At 63.7% G+C, this 21,739-nt stretch carries 20 protein-coding genes; 6 read left to right on the top strand and 14 right to left on the bottom strand.

The features are described 5' to 3' along the window. Positions 1 to 7 precede the first annotated feature (7 nt). The 3 genes from ydiJ to F9K07_RS11415 form a co-directional block, all read right to left on the bottom strand. The gene (gene ydiJ, locus F9K07_RS11425) at positions 8 to 3,088 is read right to left on the bottom strand and encodes a D-2-hydroxyglutarate dehydrogenase YdiJ (RefSeq protein ID WP_159593046.1); all 3,081 of its coding nucleotides are present in this window, start codon (positions 3,086 to 3,088) and stop codon (positions 8 to 10) included. A 90-nt stretch (positions 3,089 to 3,178) separates the two neighbouring features. Beyond that, a complete protein-coding gene (locus tag F9K07_RS11420) occupies positions 3,179 to 4,588 on the bottom strand; it encodes a sulfatase-like hydrolase/transferase (protein WP_236581897.1) in 1,410 nt (469 codons plus the stop codon). A 38-nt stretch (positions 4,589 to 4,626) separates the two neighbouring features. Beyond that, positions 4,627 to 5,625: a Bug family tripartite tricarboxylate transporter substrate binding protein gene (locus tag F9K07_RS11415; RefSeq protein ID WP_159593040.1), complete on the bottom strand. Its 999-nt coding sequence runs from the start codon at positions 5,623 to 5,625 to the stop codon at positions 4,627 to 4,629. A gap of 135 nt (positions 5,626 to 5,760) precedes the next feature. Between F9K07_RS11415 and F9K07_RS11410 the strand changes: the two genes are divergently transcribed. The 4 genes from F9K07_RS11410 (at position 5,761) to F9K07_RS11395 (ending at position 9,302) form a co-directional block, all read left to right on the top strand. Then, complete coding sequence (locus F9K07_RS11410) at positions 5,761 to 6,663, top strand: LysR family transcriptional regulator (protein WP_159593037.1); 903 nt, start codon at positions 5,761 to 5,763, stop codon at positions 6,661 to 6,663. A gap of 273 nt (positions 6,664 to 6,936) precedes the next feature. Beyond that, on the top strand, positions 6,937 to 7,248 hold the full coding sequence (locus F9K07_RS11405) for a hypothetical protein (protein ID WP_159593034.1): 312 nt from the start codon (positions 6,937 to 6,939) through the stop codon (positions 7,246 to 7,248). Positions 7,249 to 7,258: 10 nt separating this feature from the next. Continuing rightward, positions 7,259 to 7,831 (top strand): pentapeptide repeat-containing protein, encoded by a 573-nt coding sequence (locus F9K07_RS11400; RefSeq protein ID WP_159593031.1) that lies wholly within the window; start codon positions 7,259 to 7,261, stop codon positions 7,829 to 7,831. 139 nt (positions 7,832 to 7,970) lie between these two features. After that, positions 7,971 to 9,302 (top strand): Glu/Leu/Phe/Val family dehydrogenase, encoded by a 1,332-nt coding sequence (locus F9K07_RS11395; RefSeq protein WP_159593028.1) that lies wholly within the window; start codon positions 7,971 to 7,973, stop codon positions 9,300 to 9,302. Between the two features lie 90 nt (positions 9,303 to 9,392). Here F9K07_RS11395 and F9K07_RS11390 read toward each other — a convergent pair whose 3' ends face one another. Both F9K07_RS11390 and F9K07_RS11385 read right to left on the bottom strand, forming a co-directional pair. Continuing rightward, positions 9,393 to 10,391 carry a tripartite tricarboxylate transporter substrate binding protein gene (locus F9K07_RS11390; protein WP_159593025.1) on the bottom strand — a complete coding sequence of 333 codons (999 nt, stop codon included), beginning with the start codon at positions 10,389 to 10,391 and terminating at the stop codon, positions 9,393 to 9,395. A 19-nt stretch (positions 10,392 to 10,410) separates the two neighbouring features. Then, on the bottom strand, positions 10,411 to 11,142 hold the full coding sequence (locus tag F9K07_RS11385; protein WP_159593022.1) for an RraA family protein: 732 nt from the start codon (positions 11,140 to 11,142) through the stop codon (positions 10,411 to 10,413). 129 nt (positions 11,143 to 11,271) lie between these two features. On the opposite strand from F9K07_RS11385, the gene gcvA reads away from it, so the two are divergent. Next, complete coding sequence (gcvA, locus tag F9K07_RS11380; RefSeq protein WP_159593019.1) at positions 11,272 to 12,162, top strand: transcriptional regulator GcvA; 891 nt, start codon at positions 11,272 to 11,274, stop codon at positions 12,160 to 12,162. A gap of 64 nt (positions 12,163 to 12,226) precedes the next feature. Continuing rightward, positions 12,227 to 13,621 carry a Fic family protein gene (locus F9K07_RS11375; RefSeq protein ID WP_236581895.1) on the top strand — a complete coding sequence of 465 codons (1,395 nt, stop codon included), beginning with the start codon at positions 12,227 to 12,229 and terminating at the stop codon, positions 13,619 to 13,621. 11 nt (positions 13,622 to 13,632) lie between these two features. On the opposite strand, the gene F9K07_RS11370 is transcribed toward F9K07_RS11375, so the two are convergent. The 9 genes from F9K07_RS11370 to nuoI all read right to left on the bottom strand — a co-directional run bounded on the left by F9K07_RS11370 (position 13,633) and on the right by nuoI (position 21,729). Next, complete coding sequence (locus tag F9K07_RS11370) at positions 13,633 to 14,121, bottom strand: DUF1178 family protein (protein WP_159593016.1); 489 nt, start codon at positions 14,119 to 14,121, stop codon at positions 13,633 to 13,635. Next, positions 14,118 to 14,732 (bottom strand): NUDIX domain-containing protein, encoded by a 615-nt coding sequence (locus tag F9K07_RS11365; RefSeq protein WP_159593013.1) that lies wholly within the window; start codon positions 14,730 to 14,732, stop codon positions 14,118 to 14,120. The genes F9K07_RS11370 and F9K07_RS11365 overlap by 4 nt, the downstream gene beginning before the upstream one ends. Continuing rightward, positions 14,729 to 15,034, bottom strand: coding sequence for a DUF2818 family protein (locus F9K07_RS11360; RefSeq protein ID WP_159593010.1), 306 nt, complete (start codon positions 15,032 to 15,034; stop codon positions 14,729 to 14,731). Before F9K07_RS11360 ends, F9K07_RS11365 begins: the two co-directional genes overlap by 4 nt. Before the next feature lie 65 nt (positions 15,035 to 15,099). Then, positions 15,100 to 16,608 (bottom strand): NADH-quinone oxidoreductase subunit NuoN, encoded by a 1,509-nt coding sequence (nuoN, locus tag F9K07_RS11355; protein WP_159593007.1) that lies wholly within the window; start codon positions 16,606 to 16,608, stop codon positions 15,100 to 15,102. 32 nt (positions 16,609 to 16,640) lie between these two features. Then, entirely contained in the window at positions 16,641 to 18,116 is a 1,476-nt protein-coding gene (locus F9K07_RS11350; protein WP_159593004.1) for an NADH-quinone oxidoreductase subunit M, read from the bottom strand. Positions 18,117 to 18,132: 16 nt separating this feature from the next. Beyond that, positions 18,133 to 20,166 (bottom strand): NADH-quinone oxidoreductase subunit L, encoded by a 2,034-nt coding sequence (nuoL, locus tag F9K07_RS11345; RefSeq protein WP_159593001.1) that lies wholly within the window; start codon positions 20,164 to 20,166, stop codon positions 18,133 to 18,135. Between the two features lie 39 nt (positions 20,167 to 20,205). Next, complete coding sequence (gene nuoK / locus F9K07_RS11340) at positions 20,206 to 20,514, bottom strand: NADH-quinone oxidoreductase subunit NuoK (RefSeq protein ID WP_159592998.1); 309 nt, start codon at positions 20,512 to 20,514, stop codon at positions 20,206 to 20,208. Then, complete coding sequence (locus F9K07_RS11335; RefSeq protein ID WP_159592995.1) at positions 20,511 to 21,161, bottom strand: NADH-quinone oxidoreductase subunit J; 651 nt, start codon at positions 21,159 to 21,161, stop codon at positions 20,511 to 20,513. The genes nuoK and F9K07_RS11335 overlap by 4 nt, the downstream gene beginning before the upstream one ends. A 55-nt stretch (positions 21,162 to 21,216) precedes the next feature. Beyond that, positions 21,217 to 21,729 (bottom strand): NADH-quinone oxidoreductase subunit NuoI, encoded by a 513-nt coding sequence (gene nuoI, locus F9K07_RS11330; protein WP_159592992.1) that lies wholly within the window; start codon positions 21,727 to 21,729, stop codon positions 21,217 to 21,219. Positions 21,730 to 21,739: the final 10 nt, after the last annotated feature.

Raw genomic sequence — 21,739 nt, 5'->3', positions numbered from 1 at the left:
AAGCGCTTTAGAGACTGGTGCTTGCCTTCGAATCCCGAAGCGTCGAGAGCAGCACCGCAATGGGATGGCGCAACTCGCTTGCCCGGAGCCTTTTGACCTGGCTGCGGCATGAGTAGCCCGTCGCCAGTAGCTCAGGCTCGTGTTCAGCTGCACCCTGGTCGACCAACGCGGCCCAGGACAAGTCAAAAATCCGTTCGGATGTCTGCCGGTTGCGGGTCTCATGTCCATAGGTGCCTGACATTCCGCAGCACCCGCTGGATGAACTCTGGAGCACCAGTCCCACACGCGCGAAAACGGCTTGCCATTGCGAGGTGCTGGCCGGAACGTTCGTCTTCTCGGTGCAATGGGCCAGCAGGCGATAGGTGGTAGCAGCTTGAACGGAGGTGTTACCGGGCTCCAGGACATTGAGCAACCACTCTTGCGGCAACAGCACCTCCGGGCAGTCGCTTGCCCCGGCCACCTTGCGGTATTCCTGCCGGTACACGAGTGTCATGGCCGGGTCTAGCCCGACCAGAGGAACACCGAAGGCTGCAAGCGCGCCCAGCTGCGCCGCGTTTCGAGTGGCGACACGGTCGAAGGCGTGGAGAAAACCCTGGACTTGCAACGGTTTGCCGTTGGGCCGGAAAGGCGCCAGAAAGACCCGAAGTCCCAGGTGCGCAGCCAACTCGACAAAAGCCGAAGCCAACGGGCTTTCGAAGTACCGCGTAAACGCGTCCTGAACCAGAATGACGCTTCGTTTTTGCTCCTCTTCGCTGAGCGACGCAAGGCGTTTCGGCGTGGCAGCCACGACCCCATGGCGCCGCAACGTCGAGTTGAAGTCATGGCGGCTCAGCAAAGGGCTGTCCACCATGCCTGCATAGCGTTCAAGCGCATGGCGCATGGGAGCCGATGCCATCAACGCGTTGTAAAAGCCTGGAACCCGCGCCAGCCAAGGCACGGTGAACTCAAGCGAGCCGATCAGATAGTCCTTCAGAGGTCGAGGGTAGAGCTGGTGGTACAGCTGCAGGAACCGCGAGCGAAACTCCGGCACATTGACCTTCACGGGGCATTGTCCAGCGCAGGATTTGCAGGCCAGGCAGCTGACCATTGCATCGTAGACCTGGTGCGAGAAGTCTTCCTCTCCGCGCTTCTTTGCGCGCCCGTTGCGCCATCGCGTCAGCCACCCATGAACGCTCGAAGAAGCACGTGCCTGCGCCTCAAGAACATTGATGCCGGCCTTGCCTTGCAAGCGGAGCCACTCCCGAATGGCACTGGCGCGGCCTTTGGGTGAGTGCAGACGTTCGCGCGTGGCCTTCCAGGATGGACACATGGCATCGGCCGGATCGTAGTTGTAGCAAGCGCCGTTGCCATTGCAATGCATGGCCGAGCCATAGCTTTGCCAGACTCGCTCGTCGATTTGCCGATCGGCCTCCCCACGCAACGGCACACCGTCGATCTTCAGCAACTCAGCCGCCGTCGCCAACGGCGTGGCGACCTTGCCAGGATTGAGCTGATTGAACGGGTCGAACGCCGTCTTCAATTGCTGCAGCGCTGGATACAGTTCACCGAAGAACGTGGGGGCATACTCCGAGCGCACCCCTTTCCCATGCTCGCCCCAGAGCAAGCCACCATACTTTTTCGTCAACCGCGCCACGCCATCGGAAATCGGGCGAACAAGGGCGGCCTGTGCGGCCACCTTCATGTCCAGGGCCGGGCGCACGTGCAGCACGCCTGCATCGACATGACCAAACATGCCATAGGCAAGGCCATGACCATCGAGCAGCGCCCGAAACTCCGCGATGTAGTCGGCCAGCTTCTCGGGCGGCACGGCCGTGTCTTCCACGAAGGGTTGGGGGCGCGCCTCGCCTTGCACGTTGCCCAACAAGCCCACCGCACGCTTGCGCATTGCGTACACCCGTTCGACAGCCTCGGGACCGACCGCGATGGTGTGCCCCAGGCGCTCCACGCTCGGGTCCCGTCGCAGGTGCTCGACAAACGCGTCAACACGTGCGCGCAACTCGGCCTCCTCGTCACCACTGAACTCCACAAGGTTGATGCCCAGCGTTTCCCGACGGTCGTCCTCTTGCGGGAAATAGTCGGCCACACCATTCCAGACGATGTCGCGCATGGCCAGCAAAAGCACTTTGGAATCAACCGTCTCGATGGACAACGGACGGTGTGCCATCAGGGCCTGAGCGTCGCGCAGGGCATCCATGAAAGCCGCGTATCGCACGTTGACCAGCGCCGTGAATTGGGGCACGGGCAAAACACCCAAGGTGGCCTCCACCACAAATCCCAAGGAGCCCTCCGACCCACACAGCACGCTGTTGAGATTGAAGCGGCCATCCGCCTCTCGCAGGTGCGCCAGGTCGTACCCGGTGAGGCAGCGGTTGAGCGGCGGAAACACCTGATCGATGAGCGCGCTGTGCTCCCGTTGAATGGCTTCTGCCGTTCGATAGACCTGGCCGCTGCGTCCCGCTAACGCACAACGGTTCTCCAGCTCGTCCGATGCAATGGCATGCGTGTGCAGCAGCTCGCCGCCCAGCAGGACCGTGCCCAGCGCCACGACATGATCGCGCGTCTTGCCATAGGTGCAACTACCTTGCCCACTGGCGTCCGTGCTCACCATTCCACCAATGGTTGCACGGTTCGAGGTGGACAACTCGGGCGCAAAGAAGAGCCCATGAGGCTTCAACGCAGCATTGAGTTGATCCTTCACCACGCCGGCTTGCACACGCACGCGCCGCGCTGCCACGTCAATCTCAAGAATGCGGTTCATGTGCCGCGACAGATCCACCACCAGGCCATCGGTCAGCGATTGGCCGTTGGTGCCGGTGCCACCACCGCGTGGCACCAACACAATCGAACGCCAGACGTCCAAATCGACGAGACGCGCCAGACGCTGTACATCGGCGGTATCGCGCGGAAAGACCACGGCCTGAGGAAGCCGCTGGTAAACGGAGTTATCCGTTGCCAATACCAGACGATCCCCGTAAAGGGTCGTCATTTCACCCGAGAAGCCCGCCTCCTTGAGCGCGGTCAAAAAACGTCGATAGGTTTCGGCCGTGGAGATCGGTGGGCGAACGACGGCAATTGTCTTGGGCTTCATGAATCTGGAGGGCATGGCGATCGGCACACGCGCAGCAAAAGCGGCCTTCAGGCCGCGGATGGCAGGCGCGATGCCTTCTGCAGACGGTGCTCAGGCGAACTTCGGTTTAAGCCCCGGCGCTGGCGTTGCGCCAAAGCCTCCGCGCTCAACGACAGCTTGTCGGCCACCGTGCAACTCCACCAGCGCATGCTGGTCGGCTTTGGCCTGGCGGTCCTGCGCCTCCACATCCACGATGGCTCGCAGGGCCAGCGTCAGCTCCTGCACGACGCTGTCGTGTTGCCCCCCGGGCACCAGATCGACGAGCTCTTCGGGATCCGCATCCAGATCGAACAGCTGGGGTTGCATGTCGACGTAGTGGATCAGCTTCCACGGTCCGCGCCGCAGCATGTAGGCACCCGTCTTGGCGCCGGCTGCGTGGTATTCGGAGAAGGCGGGACGGGTCAGATCGTCGGGTTGTTCGGCCATTTGCACGAGCGATCGACCCGGCCAATCGCGCGGGACATCCAAGCCCATCCATTCCAGCAAGGTCGGGGCCACGTCCACCAGCGACGCTTGTGTGGCGACGACCTTGCGCAGGTTGTGCCCCGGGGCGCGCACCAGCATGGGCACGCGTGCGGCCTCCTCGTACAACGTCGACTTGCCCCACAAGGCCCGTGTTCCCATGTTGTCGCCATGATCGCTCGTGTAGATGACCAAGGCTTCATCGGCGAGCCCCTCGGCCTCTATCGCATCGCAAATCCGTTGGAAGTTCCAGTCCATGAAGCTGCACAAGCCCGCATAGCTCAGCAGTGCGCGACGGCGCAAGTCGTCGTTGAAATGGATGTCATGGGGAAAGCAGGTGCGCAGTGCAGACACCCAAGGGTGATCGTTGCGGTCTTCGGCGCGGTGCAACTTGGGCAAGGGCACGTCTTCCAGGCGGTAGCGTGACGCGAATTCCTCCGGAGCAATCAGCGGAAAGTGGGGCGCCACAAACGACGAGAACAAGACCCAGCCGTCCTGCGATGCGTGCTCACGGATCCAGTCCACCGATGCATCTGCAATGCGCCGGTCGTACTGGGTGTAGCTGCTCTCGCCGATGCCGATTTCTTCGGACATGGACTTCGCCTTGTGACGGACCGGCAAGGGATCGCGCACAGCGCCCAGCAAGTCACCAACACCATTGACCACGTGCATGGGCTCGATCTGGCGGCTGAAGCCCGTGTCGTCGGTCTCATTGCGAAAATGCAGCTTGCCGATGGACGTGACGTCGTAGCCTGCATCGCGCAGCAGATGGGTCCAACCCTTGGGCGAGCCGGTGTACGGCAGGGCATTGTCCCAGTGACGGGTAGCGTGGGTGTAGCGTCCCGTGGTGAACGAAGCGCGCGCGGGAATACAGATAGGCGAATTGGTGTAAGCCGAGGAGAACCGCGAGCCAGACGCGGCGAACGCATCCAGGTTCGGCGTCTTGATCCAGGGATGCCCGGCCGATGACAGCGCCACGCCCGAGTGCTCATCGGACATCACGACAATGGCTATTCTTCTTTTCTTGGCCCTCATCTTCAAGACTCCTTGATATCGCTCTTTTTCACCACTTCGCGCCAGCGCACGGAGTCGGCGGCAACATACGATCGGAAGGCCTCGACGCTCATCGGCATGACTTCGATCCCCTCGCTGGTCAGCTTTTCGGCCAGCTCCTTTTGCTTGAGCACTTCATTCAGCGATGCGGTCAGCTTTTGACCGACATCGGCGGGGATGCCGGCAGGCCCCATGATGCCGACCCACTGCACGGCCTCGAAGTCGGGAACGCCCAGCTCCTTGAGCGTGGGGACGTCTGGCAACAAGGGATGACGGCGCGGGCCCGTCACGGCCAACGCGGTCGCCTTGCCGCTGCGGATGTAGTTGAGCGCGCCTGCCAGCCCTGGCATGGCGTACTGAATCTGGTTGGCCAGCAGGTCGGTCATGACCGGCGCGACCCCCTTGTAAGGCACATGGACGATGGACGTGTTCGTTGCGACTTTCAATCGTTCAAAGACCAGGTGCGTGATGGTGCCTGCACCGGCCGAACCGAAGCTGTCCCTCCCAGGGTTCGCTCGCACGTCTTGCAGAAACTGCTGAAATGTTTGCGGACCACGCACCGCGTTGGACACCAGCACATTGGGGGCGCCCCCGATCATCCCGATATAGGTGAAGTCCTTCTGGGTGTCATAGGGGAGTTTGCGCACTGCTGGCAGGGTGCCATGCGTGCTCACATAACCCAGCATGAGGCTGTACCCGTCGGCCGCCGCCCGTGCGGTAGCTTGCGACGCGATCTGACCGCCTGCGCCAGCCTGGTTGTCCACGACCCAGGTCTGCCCCATCGTGCGCGAAAGTGCATCTGCCACGACACGGGCGATCAAGTCGGTGCCTCCACCTGCAGCCACAGGCACCAACAGCTTGATGGGTCGATTGGGAAACGCCTGTGCGCGGGCCGAGCCCGAGAACAAGCCGAGGCTGGAAGCCCCACTGGCCAAAACAGTGAGGACGGCGCGACGGCGCGAGAATGAAGGAAGTTGGATCATGTTTGTCTCTGGAGTTGTCGAAGAGGCCTGCTCGATGGGGGCGCAGTTTATGTGCGTCAGCAGGTTGGCCGGAAGTAAAATCGGCGCACATCCGTTCTCCAAATTCGGCACACCCTCCCCTTCGCACATCGCACATTGGCGCTAAACCTCGAACATCTGAGAGCCTTCCTTGTCGTCGTAGAAGAAGGCAGCATCAATCGGGCGGCTGCAAGGCTTCTGCGTGCTCAACCGGCGGTGGGTCGTCAGATACGGCTCCTGGAAGAGTCGCTGGGTGCGGCACTGCTGCACCGCTCCTCACAAGGCGTTCAACCCACCGCAGCGGGTGCCCGCCTGATCGAGCACGCCAAACGAATCTTTCAGAACGTTGCAGAAGCCGAAGCCGCCATTGCGCATCTGGAGTCGGTGCCATCTGGCGACGTGACAGTGGCGCTTCCTACCTCGCTCATCGATCAATTGGGTGTGCGCCTGTTCACCACCATGCAGGAACGCTTCCCGTTGGTGAGGCTTGAAGTGCTGGAAGGCGACAGCCATGCCATCAAGACGTGGATGCGCGAGGGCACAGCCAGCCTTGCGCTGCTCCCTGAAGGGCACTCCGACACGAGCCTTCACTCCATGGAGCTGGCCACACAAGTGTTTTGCTTTTGTGGACGCTTCGACCACGTCGACAGCCTGCCAGAATCGATCTCGCTGTCGGAAGTGTTGTCGTATCCACTGGCGCTGTCTCTGCACCCCAACCGGCTCAGGCGCTTGATTGACACAGCCGCCCAAGGAGTCGGCCAAGAAGTGCGCCCCATCATCAGCACGAGCACTGGCCTGGTTTCATTGCTGCTCAAGGAAGGTGGGATCTACACCATCCGTCCACGCATTGGAGCGATGCCCGCCACCGTGGACGGTCTTTCGTTCATCCCGATTCGCGACCCCTCAATTCAACGAAGTTTGTGCGTCGTGTGGGGCACGCAAGAGACCCTTCAGCCCGCGGCCGAGGTGACCCGTGCCACCTTGGTTGAGCTGGTTCAGGCACTGGCGCCGCCCATCTGATCGCCCACAGGAGCGCGACGCACCTATACCGCGCGGTCGCATCCTCAAAGGGTGTGAACGGAATTGGCGTCCCGGCGAAAACGTAGTGAACAACGGAGCGATCGCAGATCACTGTGATGGCTCACGTGTCGCCTATGGCGGCTCGAGCGGGGGACCTCAGGGTCCACGGGTTTTCGCTACGATTCCCCGGTACGCCAACCTGCTCGAGTCGCCGCCACCGACAGCGCGTCGGCAGCGGTTTTCATCTGCAAAAACTTTCGGGGAGCGAAAGAGATGTCACACCAACCACAGCAGAACCCTGCCGGACCGTCGGTTCACGATCTGCACACCAACACAAAGGACCCCACCGCCCTCATCACGCGGTTTCGCGACCAGATCGCCGAACTCGCGGACCACTTCCAGTCCTACCGCTCGCTCGAGCGCTTCGCGATGACGGACTACGCCGACGAGCAGCGCCACGGCGTGCCCAACTCCCGCGGCCAGCTCAGCGCCCTGCTGCGGGCGATCAACGAGCCCATCTGCCGCCAGATCGAAGCCCTGGCGGGCGTCGCGGTGTCCATGGAACAGGCGATCGCAAAACGCTGAGAGCCAGAGCATGACGACTCCCACCGACCTGCCCCACACGGACACCTCTTCGCCCGCATTGGAAACGCACGAAGACCTGTCCTTCAACCGACACGAGATGGCGTTCCTGGCGCAGTCCGAAACACCGCAGCGGTTCGAGCGCTGCGACTTCGACTGTGTCGACCTGTCCGGGTTGACGCTGCGCTCCTTCCAGTTCATCCACGGCTCCTTCATGGATGCCTCGTTTCAAGCGGCCTCGATGGCACACACCCAGTGGATCGGATGCCGTGGCCGGCGGGCAAAACTCGAATCCGCCGACCTCAGCGACGCGACGTTCAACGACTGCGACCTGATCGACACGCGATGGCGGCACGCCAACCTGGCCTCCACCCTGTTCAAGGCCTGCATGCTCGAGGGAGCGCGCTTCCTGGAGGTGATCAGCGCAGGCTTGACGTTCGAAGACACGCTGCTCGCGGGCGCCGATCTTCGCGAAGCCGATCTGGGCCACGTCATGCTGGACGAAGCCCCGCAGTTGCGCGGGTCCACCATTTCACGCAGCCAGGCGGCCTTGTCGCTGATGGACGTGGGCATTGCCATTGCCTGATGCCAGCCCGAGCGGGTCGGCGCACAACTATGCGCCAAACGCATAACGCAATGGCCTTGTGGCCTTAGACAAGCGAGGACGGCTTCCGTACAGTGGCGTTGGCAGGCCCACCAGGGCCGCAAACCACAAGGATTCTTCCATGTCACAAACACCGCCCCTCCCAGCCGGCAGCGCCACCAGCGCCCCGGCCGTTTTCACGCAGGCACTTCCTTCCTACCTCGATCCCAAACACCTCGGGCCCTGGGGCATCTACCTGCAGCAGGTCGATCGCGTCACGCCTTACCTCGGCCCGCTCGCGCGTTGGGTCGACACCTTGAAGCGACCCAAGCGCACACTGATCGTCGACGTGCCGATCCACCTGGACAACGGCACCATCGCCCACTTCGAGGGCTACCGCGTGCAGCACAACACCTCACGCGGGCCAGGCAAAGGCGGTGTGCGTTTCCACCAGGACGTCACGCTGTCGGAAGTGATGGCGCTGTCGGCCTGGATGTCGATCAAGAACGCCGCGGTGAACGTGCCTTACGGCGGCGCCAAGGGTGGTGTGCGCGTGGACCCGAGGCAACTCACGCGCGGTGAACTGGAGCGCATCACGCGCCGCTACACCAGCGAGATTGGCATCATCATCGGCCCGACCAAGGACATCCCCGCGCCAGACGTGAACACCAACGAGCAGATCATGGCCTGGATGATGGACACCTACTCGATGAACGAGGGTGCCACCGCCACCGGCGTGGTCACCGGCAAGCCGGTGGACCTCGGCGGCTCGCTCGGCAGGCGCGAAGCCACGGGCCGGGGCGTGTTCACCGTGGGCGTGGAAGCGGCGCGCCGCATTGGCCTGGACGTGGCCACAGCGCGCGTGGCGGTGCAAGGTTTCGGCAACGTGGGTGGCGTGGCGGGCAAGTTGTTCTCGGAGGCGGGCGCGCGCGTGGTGGCGGTGCAAGACCACGGCGGCACCATTTACCGCGACGCCGGGTTCGATGTACCGGCCTTGCTGGCACACGTGAAACAGGTCGGCTCGGTGGCAGGCTTCGCCGGAGCTGAGGTGATCGCGAATGACGCCTTCTGGGACGTGCCGTGCGACATCCTCATTCCCGCCGCGCTGGAAGGCCAGATCAACGAAAGCAACGCCGGGCGCATCCAGGCGCGCATGGTGATCGAAGGTGCCAACGGCCCGACCACACCGCAGGCCGACGACATCCTGCACGACCGCAACGTGCTGGTGCTGCCCGACGTGATCGCCAACGCCGGCGGTGTGACGGTGAGCTACTTCGAATGGGTGCAGGATTTCTCGAGCTTCTTCTGGAGCGAGGACGAGATCAACGCACGCCTGGTGAAGATCATGAAGGACGCGTTCGCGGCCGTGTGGCAGGTGGCCGACGAGAACAAGGTGAGCCTGCGCACGGCGACCTTCATCGTGGCGTGCAAGCGCATCCTGCATGCGCGCGATTTGCGGGGCTTGTACCCCTGAGCGGTTCGGCTCCACGCAAAACAAAATGCCCGATGCCAATAGCGTCGGGCGTTTTTTTGGAAGGATGTTTGGGCGGATGTGCCGAATCGCTTACTCGGCCTTGATGCCCGAACTCGCGATCACCTTGCGCCAGCGTTCCTGATCGACCTTGAGGAACGCGCCGAATTCGGCCGATGTTCCCCCCGTGAACTCCGCGCCTTCGTCGTTCAGCTTCTTCGTAAAGCTGGCATCGTCTTTCGCAATGGCGAGCACTTCGCGGTTCAAGCGCTCGACGATGGCGGCCGGTGTGCCGGCTGGCGCCACCAGGCCAAACCACGTGCCGGTCTCCAGCGCTACGCCTTGCTCCTGGAAGGTGGGCACGCCGGGCAGCAGCGCCGAGCGCTTGGTCGATGCGATGGCCAGCACCTTGACCTTGCCCGACTTCACGTGCGGCAGCGCCGGCAACACGGTGGGAAAGACCATGTCGGTTTCGCCCGAGAGCGTCGACAGCATCGCCGGGCTGCCACCGTTGTAGGGCACGTTCAGGAACTTCGTGCCCGACAGCTGCTGGAACAGCTCCGACACGAGGTGCGGCGTGGAACCACTGCCGTAGGTGGCCGCGGTCAATCCGCCGGGCTGGGTCTTGGCCTTGTTCACGAGTTGCGCCAAGGTGTTCGATTCCGACGCGGCCCCGACCACCATGACGGCGGGCGAATTGGCCACCATGATGACGGGCGTGAAGTCGCGCTCGGTGTTGTAAGGCAGCGAGCGGAACAGCCCGGGGCCGGTGGTGAATGACGAACTGGCCATCAGCAGCGTGTAGCCGTCAGGGGCTGAGCGCGCCACGAGCTGGTTGCCGATGGTGGTACCCGCACCGGGCTTGTTCTCCACCACGATGGGCTGGCCCAGGCGCTGGGTCAGCTTCTCGCCGAGCAGCCGAGCAATGCCGTCCACACCGCCGCCGGGAGCGAAGGGCACGATGAGTTTGATGGGGCGTGAGGGGTAGGCGGCCTGCGCAAAGCCGAGCATGGGCGCTGCGGCCAGCAAAGCGACCGCAGCACAGGCAGCGCGGCGGGTGAAGCGGGAAGACCGAGAAGAAGATGGGTTCATGTTTGTCTCCGGGATGGGGTCATTCGGTTTTGGGCAAATCGGCGATGTGCGTACCGGCGTCGATGGCCTCGCACTTGATGGCTTCGGCGCACACGATTTTTTCGGCCCAGGCCAACACCTCTTCGGCGCGGGCGATGGGCACGAAGCACACGCCCGTGTCGTCGGCGAAGACGATGTCGCCACACGACACGCGCATGCCGGCAATGTCGACATCGCCATTGATCTCCATGGTCTCGATGCGCCACTTGCCGGTGAGCGGCGTGATCTCGGAGGCCCAGATGGGAAAGTCGATCGAGCGGGAATGCGTCACGTCGCGAATGCCCCCTTCGATGATGGCGCCGACCTCACCCTGGCGCTTGGCGGTCTGGGCTGAGATGCCGCCCATGTTGGACACGCCGGCCACGCCTTGGATCACTACCACATCGCCCGGTTGCGCGAGGTTGTGCGCTTCGAACTCAGCCATCTTGTTGGTCGGCACGCGGGCATTCGCATAGCCGTCGCCGGGCTGCATGGCATTGCGCACAGTGAGCGCGGTGCCGGCGATGATCTTGCCGGCGATGGTGGGCTTGAGCGTGGATGCGCCGACCACGCCGGGAATGCCCAGGCGGTCCATCACGTCGGAGATCACGCCGCTGGCATCGCCGAGCGCGCGGTAGCGCTCCAGCAAGCCGGGTGTTGCCCGAGGCACGGCGAACTGGCGGATGCGCGAGGGATGAATCTTGCCGGTCAGGCGGGGTGGGTTGGCGCTCATGATGCTGGCCTTGACTCTTGATGAAAATGAAAGAATGACCGGCATTCTGGGCTTCATGATCATCTTGCTCAACCGATTTAAACTGCGATTCGATTGAGTTTTTTAGAACCGAAGACGCCTGGAGAAACCATGAGCCTGCCCCCTCTCAATGCCGTTCGCGTGTTCGAGGCCGTCGGCCGGCGCGGCAGCGTCAAGCAGGCCGCCGAAGAACTGTTCGTCACGCCCGGCGCCGTGAGCCGGCAGCTGGCGCTGCTCGAAGAACACCTGGGCACCCCGCTGTTCACCCGCTCGCACCGGGCGTTGTCGCTCACGGCGAGCGGCAAAAGTTATCTCGCACGCGTGAGCGACGTGCTGCTGGAGCTGAGCCAGGCCACCGAGGAAATCCGGTCGACCAAGGGCCGCGACCCGTTGCGCATCTGGTGCCCCATGACCTTCGGAATGCGCTGGTTGGTGCCGCGCCTGCCGGTGTTCCGCGCGGCGCAGCCCGATCGCGACGTGGTGTTCACCACATCGCTCGGACCGGTGGACTTCGATGCGCAAGCCACGGGCGTAGCGATCCGCATCGGGCGGGGCGACTGGCCGGGCTGTGTGTGCCACCGGCTGGTGCCCATCGAACTCACGCCGGTGTGCAGCCCGGCGCTGCTGACCAAGCTGGGGCCCTTGCGAGCAGCGGCCGACCTTACCTGCACCACGTTGCTGCAATCGGCCGCTCGGCCGAATTACTGGCGTTTGTGGCTGGACGCGGCGGGCGCGCCCGACATCGATCCCGAGCGCGGCATCACCTTCGAGAGCGTGAGTCTGGCCTACCAGATGGCGCTGGACGGCGCTGGCGTGGCCATGGGCCAGCGCGCGCTGGTAGCGGCCGACCTGAAGGCGGGCCGGCTGGTCGAACCCTTTGCGCAACGGGTCGACTCGGGCGACGCGTTCTACCTCCTGTACCCGAATCGGCTCGCGCAAGATGCTTTTGTGCTGCGGTTTCGGGACTGGTTGCTGGCAGAAACACTTGTATCGGCTCATTAATAGAGCCAATACTTGTTTTATTGGCTCACTTCCGCCAAAATCGGCTCGACGCACGAGCTGATTTATGGCCCACATGTACCACCTCACACCAGACAACTTGCGACAGGCCCTGTCCACATGGGCTTCAACGGAGCAACCGTGGGCCTCCTCCACCCAGCTGGCAGCCGCCACGGGCGCAAGTCTGCCCGCCGTCAAGCGCATGCTCTCAAGGTTGCTGGCCGACGGCCGCATCGAGGTCATCGGCAAGGCCCGCGCCACCCGGTATCGGCTGCGGACCACGCCGGCCCCGGCGTCGTTGGGCATGGTGCCGATTCGGCCCATGCTCGTGCAGGAACCGCCCAAAGAGCCTCCGAGGTCGGCCCCCCTCTGGAGCGTGGCCAGCCAGGAACTCCGGCGGCAGATGACCCTGCCTCTGGCAGCCCGCGCGCCCGTCACGTACCGCCGTGCTTTCGTCGACGACTACAAGCCGAACGAGACCTTCCTGCTGTCCCAAACGCTCGCCGAAGAACTGGCCGCACTGGGGCGACTCCCCGGGCAGTTGCCAGCGGGCACCTACATCCGCAAGGTGCTGGAGCAACTGCTCATCGACCTGTCGTGGTCGTCGTCCCATCTCGAAGGCAACCGCTACACGCTGCTGGATACCGAGGCGCTGTTCAAAAGCGGTGCTGCGGCCACGGACCTCGACGCGGTCATGCTGCTCAACCACAAGGCGGCCATCGAGTTTCTGGTGGACGCGGTGCCCTTGCAGGGGCTCGCGACCGCGCTCGTGTGCAACCTGCACGCGGTGCTGATGCAAGACCTGCTCGTGGACGTGACGTCGCTGGGCACCATCCGCGAAAAGGTGGTCAACATCAGTGGCTCGACCTACGTGCCCACCCAGGTGCCTGCGCTGTTGCGGGAAATGTTCGAACGCATTCTGGCGACGGCGCGGCTCATCAAGAACCCTGTGGAGGCGGCGTTCTTCCTGTGGGTCCAGCTGGCCTACCTGCAACCCTTTGAAGATGGCAACAAGCGCGTGAGCCGGCTGGCCGCCAACATCCCGCTCATGCTCTACAACCAGGCGCCACTGTCTTTTCTGGACGTGGACCGGGAAGACTATGCGCTGGCCATGATGGGCGTCTACGAGTGCGGTGACGTCTCGATGGCGGTGGACCTCTTCGCCTGGACCTACCGGCGCTCGCAAGCGAAATACAAGGTGGTGCTGGACGCAGCGGGTTCGCCCGACCCTTTCCGCATCCGCTACCGCGAGGCGCTGAACGAAGCCATGGGCCTGGTGGTGCGCGGTCGCCGGTCAGCGCAGGAAGCGGTTGTCGGCCTGAGCCTGCCCGAGGATGACGCGGTGAAGCTGCAGCAGATTCTGGTGACGGAGCTGAACGCGCTGGCCGCCTTCAACTGCGCGCGCTACCGGCTGGGCATGCAGGAAACCCAGGGCTGGATCGACGCCGGCCGGCCTCGGTAGCCGCTGCACCGTTACTGCAGCGTTTCCTTGATCGCCGGGATCATCGGGAGGGCAATGACCTCAATACCTTCCTCCATCAGTTCCAGCGCTTCTTGCGGGCTGGCCTGGCCACGGATCTGGCGGTGCGCCACCTCGCCGCTGTGCATGGCACGGGCTTCTTCGGCGAAACGCACACCGACGTCTTCGGTGTTCGCCATCACCTCGCGCAGCGCCTTCAGCACCCGGGCCTGCATGGCCGCGAGTTCGGGCGTGGCGCCGTGGTTGCTCATGGTGACCGCTGTGCGGGTGTCTGCCGACGGCGGTGCTGCCGCTGCCTCGGGCTCCTGGCGGCCCACGCGCAGGTTCAGTCGCGGTGCGGAGAGCTTCTTGTGGATCTGCGCGTCGCCACACAGCGGACAGGTCACGAGGCCTCGCTCCAGTTGGCTCGTGAAGTCTTCTTCAGAGCCGAACCAGCCTTCGAACCCGTGGTGGTGTGCACATTGCAGATCCAGGACTTTCATGGAGCGGATTCTCCTGCAGCTGCCGCGCCTTGCGCACCGGCCCAGGTCAGAGACCATTCTCCGCGCAAGACGTTCTGCAGCCACATGGAGCCGATGAGGGTCTTGCTGTCGATCACGGTGCCATCGAAGCACCAGGCGTGCAATTCGGCCGGGGTGGCGCTGAAGACGTCGAGAAACTCACCTTCGTCCAGACGGCGTTCGCCCAGCGCAAGGCCACGCGCGAACCAGATGTCGATGACTTCGTCGGAATAAGCGATGGTGGGCGCAAGCCGTCCGGCAAAGGCCCACTCGCGCGCGCTGTAGCCGGTCTCTTCGAGCAGTTCGCGCTGCGCGCACACCAGGCTGGCCTCGCCCGCGTCCAGCTTGCCGGCAGGGAACTCGACCATCACGGCCTGCATCGGGTACCGGTACTGGCGCTCCAGCACCACTTGCCCATCATCCAGCAGGCCCACCACCATGACCGCACCCGGGTGCAGCACGAATTCGCGTGTCGCCTGCCCATCGTCGGGCATGCGCACATGGTCGCGTACCACGTGCAAGAAATTGCCGCGCAGCAACTCGGTGCGTGAGAGCTGGTGCTCTCGCAGATGTGCGTCGTCGTTCTGGCTCATCCGCGGTGCCGGTAGAGGTAGCGGTAGACAAAGCCCGGGAAGGCCAGTGTCAGGAAGAGCGAGCCGGTGGTGGCATAGAACTCCCAGCCTTGCGGGGCGATCTGCCCGGCGCGCTGCTCCAGCGCCAGGCCGATGGCGCCCACGATGCAGTACCACACCACCAGCTCGATCACCCGCACCCCAAGCGACTTCTTGGGCATGCGGCGCGGCCCCAGGGCGAACCAGCGTTCGTTGATGAAGGGCAGATTGGCCGCGACGAAGGCGGCGATCAACACCAGCCAGACAGAGAGGGTATGGGTCATGGAACGGTGTGTGAGCCGGCGGGCACCGGCGAAGTTCACCGGTTGGGCCCGCCCTGCCCCGCCTCTCAGGCCAGCAGCTGCGCCACGGCCTGGGCGCACAGGGTCATGAGGCCGCCGGGCACGATGCCCAGCACCAGCACAAGCGCGCCATTGAGCGTGAGCACCGAGCGCACGTCCAGGCCGGCGCTGATCTCGGCCGTCTGCGTGGGCGCGTCGAAGTACATGACCTTGACGACGCGCAGGTAGTAGAACGCACCGATCAGCGACATGACCACGGCGAACACCGCCAGGCCCACATGGAAGGCGCTGCTCGACGCCAGCAAGGCCTGCAGCACCGACAGCTTGGCGTAGAAGCCCACCAGGGGCGGCACACCCGCCAGCGAGAACATGCACACCGCCATCACACCGGCGTACAGCGGGCTGCGCTGGTTCAGGCCAGCCAGGTCGTCGATGTGCTCCGACTCGAATCCGCTGCGCGAGAGCAGCAGGATCACGCCGAAGGTACCCAGCGTAGTCAGCACGTAAGTCACCACGTAGAACATGGACGAACCGTAGGCGTTGGCCATGTTGCCGCCATCCATGCCGTTGGCCCCTTGCACCACGCCGGCCAGCAGACCCAGCAAGAGGAAGCCCATTTGCGAGATGGTGGAGAACGCGAGCATGCGCTTGAGGTTGCTCTGCGCAATGGCCGCGAGGTTGCCGATCAGCAGCGACATGACCGCCAAGACCGCCAGCATCTGCTGCCAGTCCACGGCGAGCGGCTGCAGACCTTCCACCAGCAGGCGGATCACGATGGCGAAGGCCGCCAGCTTGGGCGCGCCGCCGATGACCAGCGTGATGGCCGTGGGCGCGCCGTGGTACACGTCAGGCACCCACATGTGGAACGGCACGACACCCAGCTTGAACGCGAGGCCGGCGACCACGAACACCAGGCCGAGCGTGAGCACCTGGGGCGAACCCTTGAGCGTGGCCTCGCCACCGGCGATGGCCTTGAGCACCTCGGTCACGTCCAGCGAACCGGTGGCGCCATACACCATGGACAGGCCATAGAGCAGAAAGCCGCTGGCCAGCGCGCCCAGCACGAAGTACTTCATGGCCGCTTCGGTGGCCTGCGCGTTGTCGCGGCGCAGCGCCACCAGCGCGTAGCTGGAGAGCGTGAGCAGTTCAAGGCCGAGGTAGATCACCAGGAAGTTGTGGCCCGAGATCATGACGAACATACCCAGCAGCGCGAACATGCCCAGGGTGAACAGCTCGCCGCCGCGCAACATGTCGCGCTGGCCGGCGTAGCCACGGCCATAGACCAGTGTGACCATCATGGCGATCGACGCGAAGCACTTGAGCCAGTTGCCCATGGGGTCGCTGACGATCATGCCGCCAAAGCCCACCACGGTGCTGCCCGACGCCGCCGCCATGCCTTGCAGCACCGCGATGACCGCGAGCGTGAGCAGCGTCAGGCCGTAGGTGGCACCGCGAAGCGGCGACTTCACGCCGAGGTCCACCAGCGCGATCAGGCAGGCCATCGTCAACAGAAGGATTTCTGGGTAGGCCGCAACCCAGCTGAGCTTGTCAATCATGTGAGCGTTCTCTTGTGTTGGTGCGCGCAGGCTCAGTTCAGTTTGGAGACGGCGACGTGGCGCAGCAGCTCGGCCACGGACGCGTCCATCACATCGGTAAAGGGCTTGGGATAGACACCCATGATGAGCACGGCCAGCGCCAGCACGCCCAGCACGAGGAACTCGCGCGCGTTGATGTCGGTGAGCGCCTTGACGTTGTCATTGCCCACCGGACCCAGGTAGACCCGCTTGTACATCCACAGCGAATACGCGGCGCCGAAGATCAGGGCCGAGGCGGCGAGCAGGCCGAGCCAGAAGTTGGCCTTGACCGAGGCGATGATCACCATCCACTCGCCCACGAAACCGGCGGTGGCGGGCAAGCCGCAGTTGGCCATGGTGAACAGCAAGGCGAAGGCCGCAAAATTCGGCATGGTGTTGACCACGCCGCCGTAGTCGGCGATTTCGCGCGAGTGCACCCGGTCGTACAACACGCCGATGCACAGGAACATGGCGGCCGAGACGAAACCGTGCGCGATCATCTGCACGATGCCACCGGACACGCCGAGGTCGCTGAAGACGAAGAAGCCGAGCGTGACGAAGCCCATGTGCGCCACCGACGAATAGGCCACCAGCTTCTTCATGTCCTTCTGGACCATGGCCACGAGGCCGACGTAGACCACGGCGATGAGCGACAGCGCGATCATCAGCCAGGCCCATTCATGGGCTGCGTCGGGCAGGATCGGCAGCGAGAAACGCAGGAAGCCGTAGGCCCCCAGCTTGAGCATGATGGCTGCCAGTACGGCCGAACCACCGGTCGGCGCTTCCACGTGCACGTCGGGCAACCACGTGTGCACCGGCCACATCGGCACCTTCACCGCGAAGGCGGCGAAGAAGGCGAAGAACAACAGCGTCTGCGCGGTGCCGTCCAGCGGCAACTTGTACCAGTCGGCCAGGGCGAAGCTGCCGCCGGATTGCGTGTACAGGTAGATCAGCGCCACCAGCATGAGCAGCGAGCCCAGCAGCGTGTACAGGAAGAACTTGAAGGCCGCGTAGATCTTGTTCGGGCCACCCCAGATACCGATGATGAGGTACATCGGGATCAACGTGGCTTCGAAGAACACGTAGAACAGCATCGCGTCCTGCGCGCTGAACACACCGATCATGAGCCCGGAGAGGATCAGGAACGCGGCCATGTACTGGTTCACGCGCGAGGTGATCGACTGCCAGCTGGCGATGATCACCACCACGTTGATGAAGGCGGTCAGCAGCACCAGCCAGAGCGAGATGCCGTCCACGCCGAGGTGGTAGTGCACGTTGAAGCGTTCGATCCAGACGCTCTTCTCGACGAACTGCATCGCAGCCGTGCCGAGTTCGAAGCCGGTGTACAGCGGCACCGTGACGGCCAGGCCGGCGATGGCACCGACCAGCGCGATCCAGCGCACCACGTGGGCCTGATCGTCGCGGCCCAGGGCCAGCAGCACGACGCCGAAGAAGATCGGCGTCCAGATTGCAAGGCTCAGCAAACCCATCTTGTTATCCCTCTTCTTATTTGGCGAGCCAGACGAAATACGTCATGAACAGCAGCACGCCCACGATCATCATGAGCGCGTAGTGGTACAGGTAGCCGGTCTGCGCCCGGCGCACCACCGACGACACCGCGCCCACGATCTTCCAGCTGGCGTTGACCACACCGCCTTCGATCACGCCGCGGTCGCCACCCTTCCACAGGCCCACGCCGAGGGCGCGCGCGCCCCGAGCGAGCACGTTCTCGTTGAACCAGTCCATGTAGTACTTGTTCTCCAGGATCACCACGATCGGGCGCAGCGCGCGGCCGATGGCGGCAGGCACCGCCGGGTTGATCAGGTACATGTACCAGGCGAGCACCGCGCCGGCCAGGGCGAGGTACAGCGGTGCGGTCTTCAGCGCGTGTAACGCCATGGCCAGCGGACCGTGAAACTCTTCGGCAAACCGGGCCATGGCCGGGTGGAGCGCCGTGTCGATGGTGATCGCATCCTTGAAGAAGTCGCCGAACACCATCGGCTGGATGGTCATGAAGCCGATCACCACCGAAGGCACCGCCAGCAAGAGCAGCGGCACCGTCACCACCCAGGGTGACTCGTGCGGTTTGCCGTCGCCATGGCCGTGGTCGTCGTGGCCATGGTCATCGTGATGGTCGTGGTGCGCGTCCGGGTTCTGGTCGTAGCGCTCCTTGCCATGGAACACCAGGAAGTAGAGGCGGAACGAGTAGAACGAGGTCACGAACACGCCGGCCAACACCGCGAAGTGCGCGAAGCCCGCGGCCGGCAGGTTGCTGAAATGCACCGCCTCGATGATGCTGTCCTTGGAATAGAAGCCGGAGAACAGCGGCGTGCCGATCAGCGCCAGCGTGCCCAGCAACGAGGTGATCCAGGTGATGGGCATGTACTTGCGCACAGCGCCCATCCAGCGGATGTCCTGGTTGTGGTGCAGACCCATGATGACCGAGCCTGCCGCGAGGAACAGCAAGGCCTTGAAGAAGGCGTGGGTCATGAGGTGGAACACCGCCACCGAGTAGGCCGAGGCGCCCAGCGCCACCGTCATGTAGCCGAGCTGCGAGAGCGTGGAGTACGCGACGACGCGCTTGATGTCGTTCTGGATGATGCCCAGGAAGCCCATGAACAGCGCGGTGATGGCGCCGATGATGAGGATGAAGTTGAGCGCGGTGTCCGAAAGTTCAAACAGCGGCGACATGCGCGCGACCATGAAGATGCCGGCCGTCACCATGGTGGCGGCGTGGATCAGCGCGGAGATCGGCGTGGGGCCTTCCATGGAGTCGGGCAGCCAGACGTGCAGCGGGAACTGCGCGCTCTTGCCCATGGCGCCAATGAACAGGCAGATGCAGATCACGGTGATCAGCAGCCAGTCGGTGCCGGGGAAGCCGAGTTTGCCGAGTTCGGGCGCCTTGGCGAACACCTCGGTGTAGTTCATGGTCCCGGCATAGGCCACGATCAGACCGATGCCCAGGATGAAGCCGAAGTCACCCACGCGGTTGACCAGGAAGGCCTTCATGTTGGCGAAGATCGCCGTGGGCTTGTTGAACCAGAAACCGATCAGCAGATACGACACCAGACCCACCGCCTCCCAGCCGAAGAAGAGCTGCAGCAGGTTGTTGCTCATGACCAGCATGAGCATGGAGAAGGTAAACAGCGAGATATAGGCGAAGAAGCGGTTGTAGCCGGCGTCTTCTTCCATGTAGCCGATGGTGTAGAGGTGCACCATGAGCGAGACGAAGGTGACCACCACCATCATCATGGCGGTGAGGCCGTCGACCAGGAAGCCGATCTCCATCTTCAGGCCGCCCACCACCATCCAGGTGTAGAGGGTCTCGTTGAAACGCGCGCCATCCACGGCCACACTCTTGAGCGTCATGGCCGAGAGGATGAAGGCGATCAACACACCGAGGATGGTGAAGGTGTGCGAGGCGCGGCGGCCGATCAGGTTGCCGCCGAAGGTGGTGCCCAGAATGCCGGCGATCGCCGAGCCCACCAGGGGAGCCAGCGGAACGGCGAGCAGTGTGCTTGCAGAGAGGGTGGTGCTCATGGGGTTCTTGCCTGAGTTCTCGTGTGGGTGGCCCTGGCCTCAACCCTTGAGGGTGTTGAGCTCTTCGACGCTGATCGACGACTTGTTGCGGAACAGCAGCACCAGAATGGCCAGACCGATCGCCGATTCGGCGGCGGCCACGGTCAGGATGAAAAACACGAAGATCTGGCCGTGCAGGTCGCCCAGATAGTGCGAGAACGCCACGAAGTTCATGTTGACGGCCAGCAGCATCAGCTCGATGGCCATCAGCAACACGATGAGGTTCTTGCGGTTGAGAAAGATGCCCACGACCGAGATCGCGAACAGGATCGCGCCGACGGCGAGGAAATGGCCCAGGGTCAGGTTCATGGTTTCTGGCCCTCCGGGGCAGCGGCGGCTTCGACGGCGGGTGCGGCTTTCTGCGTGGCGCTCATGGGCAGCACCACCAAGCGGTCCTTGGCGCGCACGTGCACCTGCAGGTTGGGGTTGATGGCCTTGCTGTCCTTGCGCTGGCGCAGGGTCAGCGCGATGGCGGTGATCATCGCCACCAGCAGGATCACGCCAGCCACTTGAATGGGATAGAGGTACTCGGTGTACAGCAGCACGCCGAGTTCACGGGTGTTGGAATAGTTGGCGGCCTGAGCCGCCACTTCCGGCGCGGCCGAGATCGACGGGAAACCGGCCCAGAGCACAGCAATGAGTTCGGCAGCCACCAAGCCACCCAGCACGGCGGCCAGCGGGAAATGCCGCCAGAAACCCTTGCGCACCGTGTCCAGGTTGATGTCCAGCATCATCACGACAAACAGGAACAGCACCATCACCGCGCCCAGGTACACCAGCACCAGCGTGATGCCCAGGAACTCGGCCTTGAGCAGCAGCCACAGGGCGGCGGCCTGCGAGAAGGCTAGCATGAGGAACAGCACGGCGTGCACCGGGTTGCGCGCAGTGATCACGCGGTAGCCGGCAAACAGCAGCACCGCGGCGAATAGGTAGAAAAAGCCGGTCTGGTAGTCCATGGCGTCTGTGTTCTTGTGTCTTCTGCTCAGGCCGAAAGAAGTGGCGCGGTGTGGATCAGCGGTAGGGGGCGTCAGCGGCCCGGGCAGCAGCGATCTCGGACTCGTAGCGGTCGCCCACGGCCAGCAGCATTTCCTTGGTGAAGTACAGGTCCCCGCGCTTCTCGCCGTGGTATTCGAAGACGTGCGTCTCCACGATGGAGTCGACCGGGCAGCTTTCTTCGCAGAAGCCGCAGAAGATGCACTTGGTCAGGTCGATGTCGTAACGCGTGGTGCGGCGCGAGCCATCGTCGCGCACATCGGACTCGATGGTGATCGCCACAGCGGGGCATACGGCTTCGCACAGCTTGCAGGCGATGCAGCGCTCTTCGCCGTTTTCATAACGGCGCAGGGCGTGCAGGCCGCGAAAGCGCGGCGACAGCGGCGTTTTTTCCTCGGGGAACTGCACCGTGATCTTGCGCTTGAACGCGTAGCGGCCCGTCAGGGCCATGCCCTTGAACAGCTCCACCAGCAGGAAACTGTTGAAGAAGTCGCGGAAGGAGAAAGGCGCAACGGCCGTGGTCGTGGACATGTTTTTCTCG

The sequence above is a fragment of the Hydrogenophaga sp. BPS33 genome (assembly GCF_009859475.1).
GTDB lineage: Bacteria > Pseudomonadota > Gammaproteobacteria > Burkholderiales > Burkholderiaceae_C > Hydrogenophaga.
This window is presented reverse-complemented; position numbering and strand designations above follow the sequence as displayed.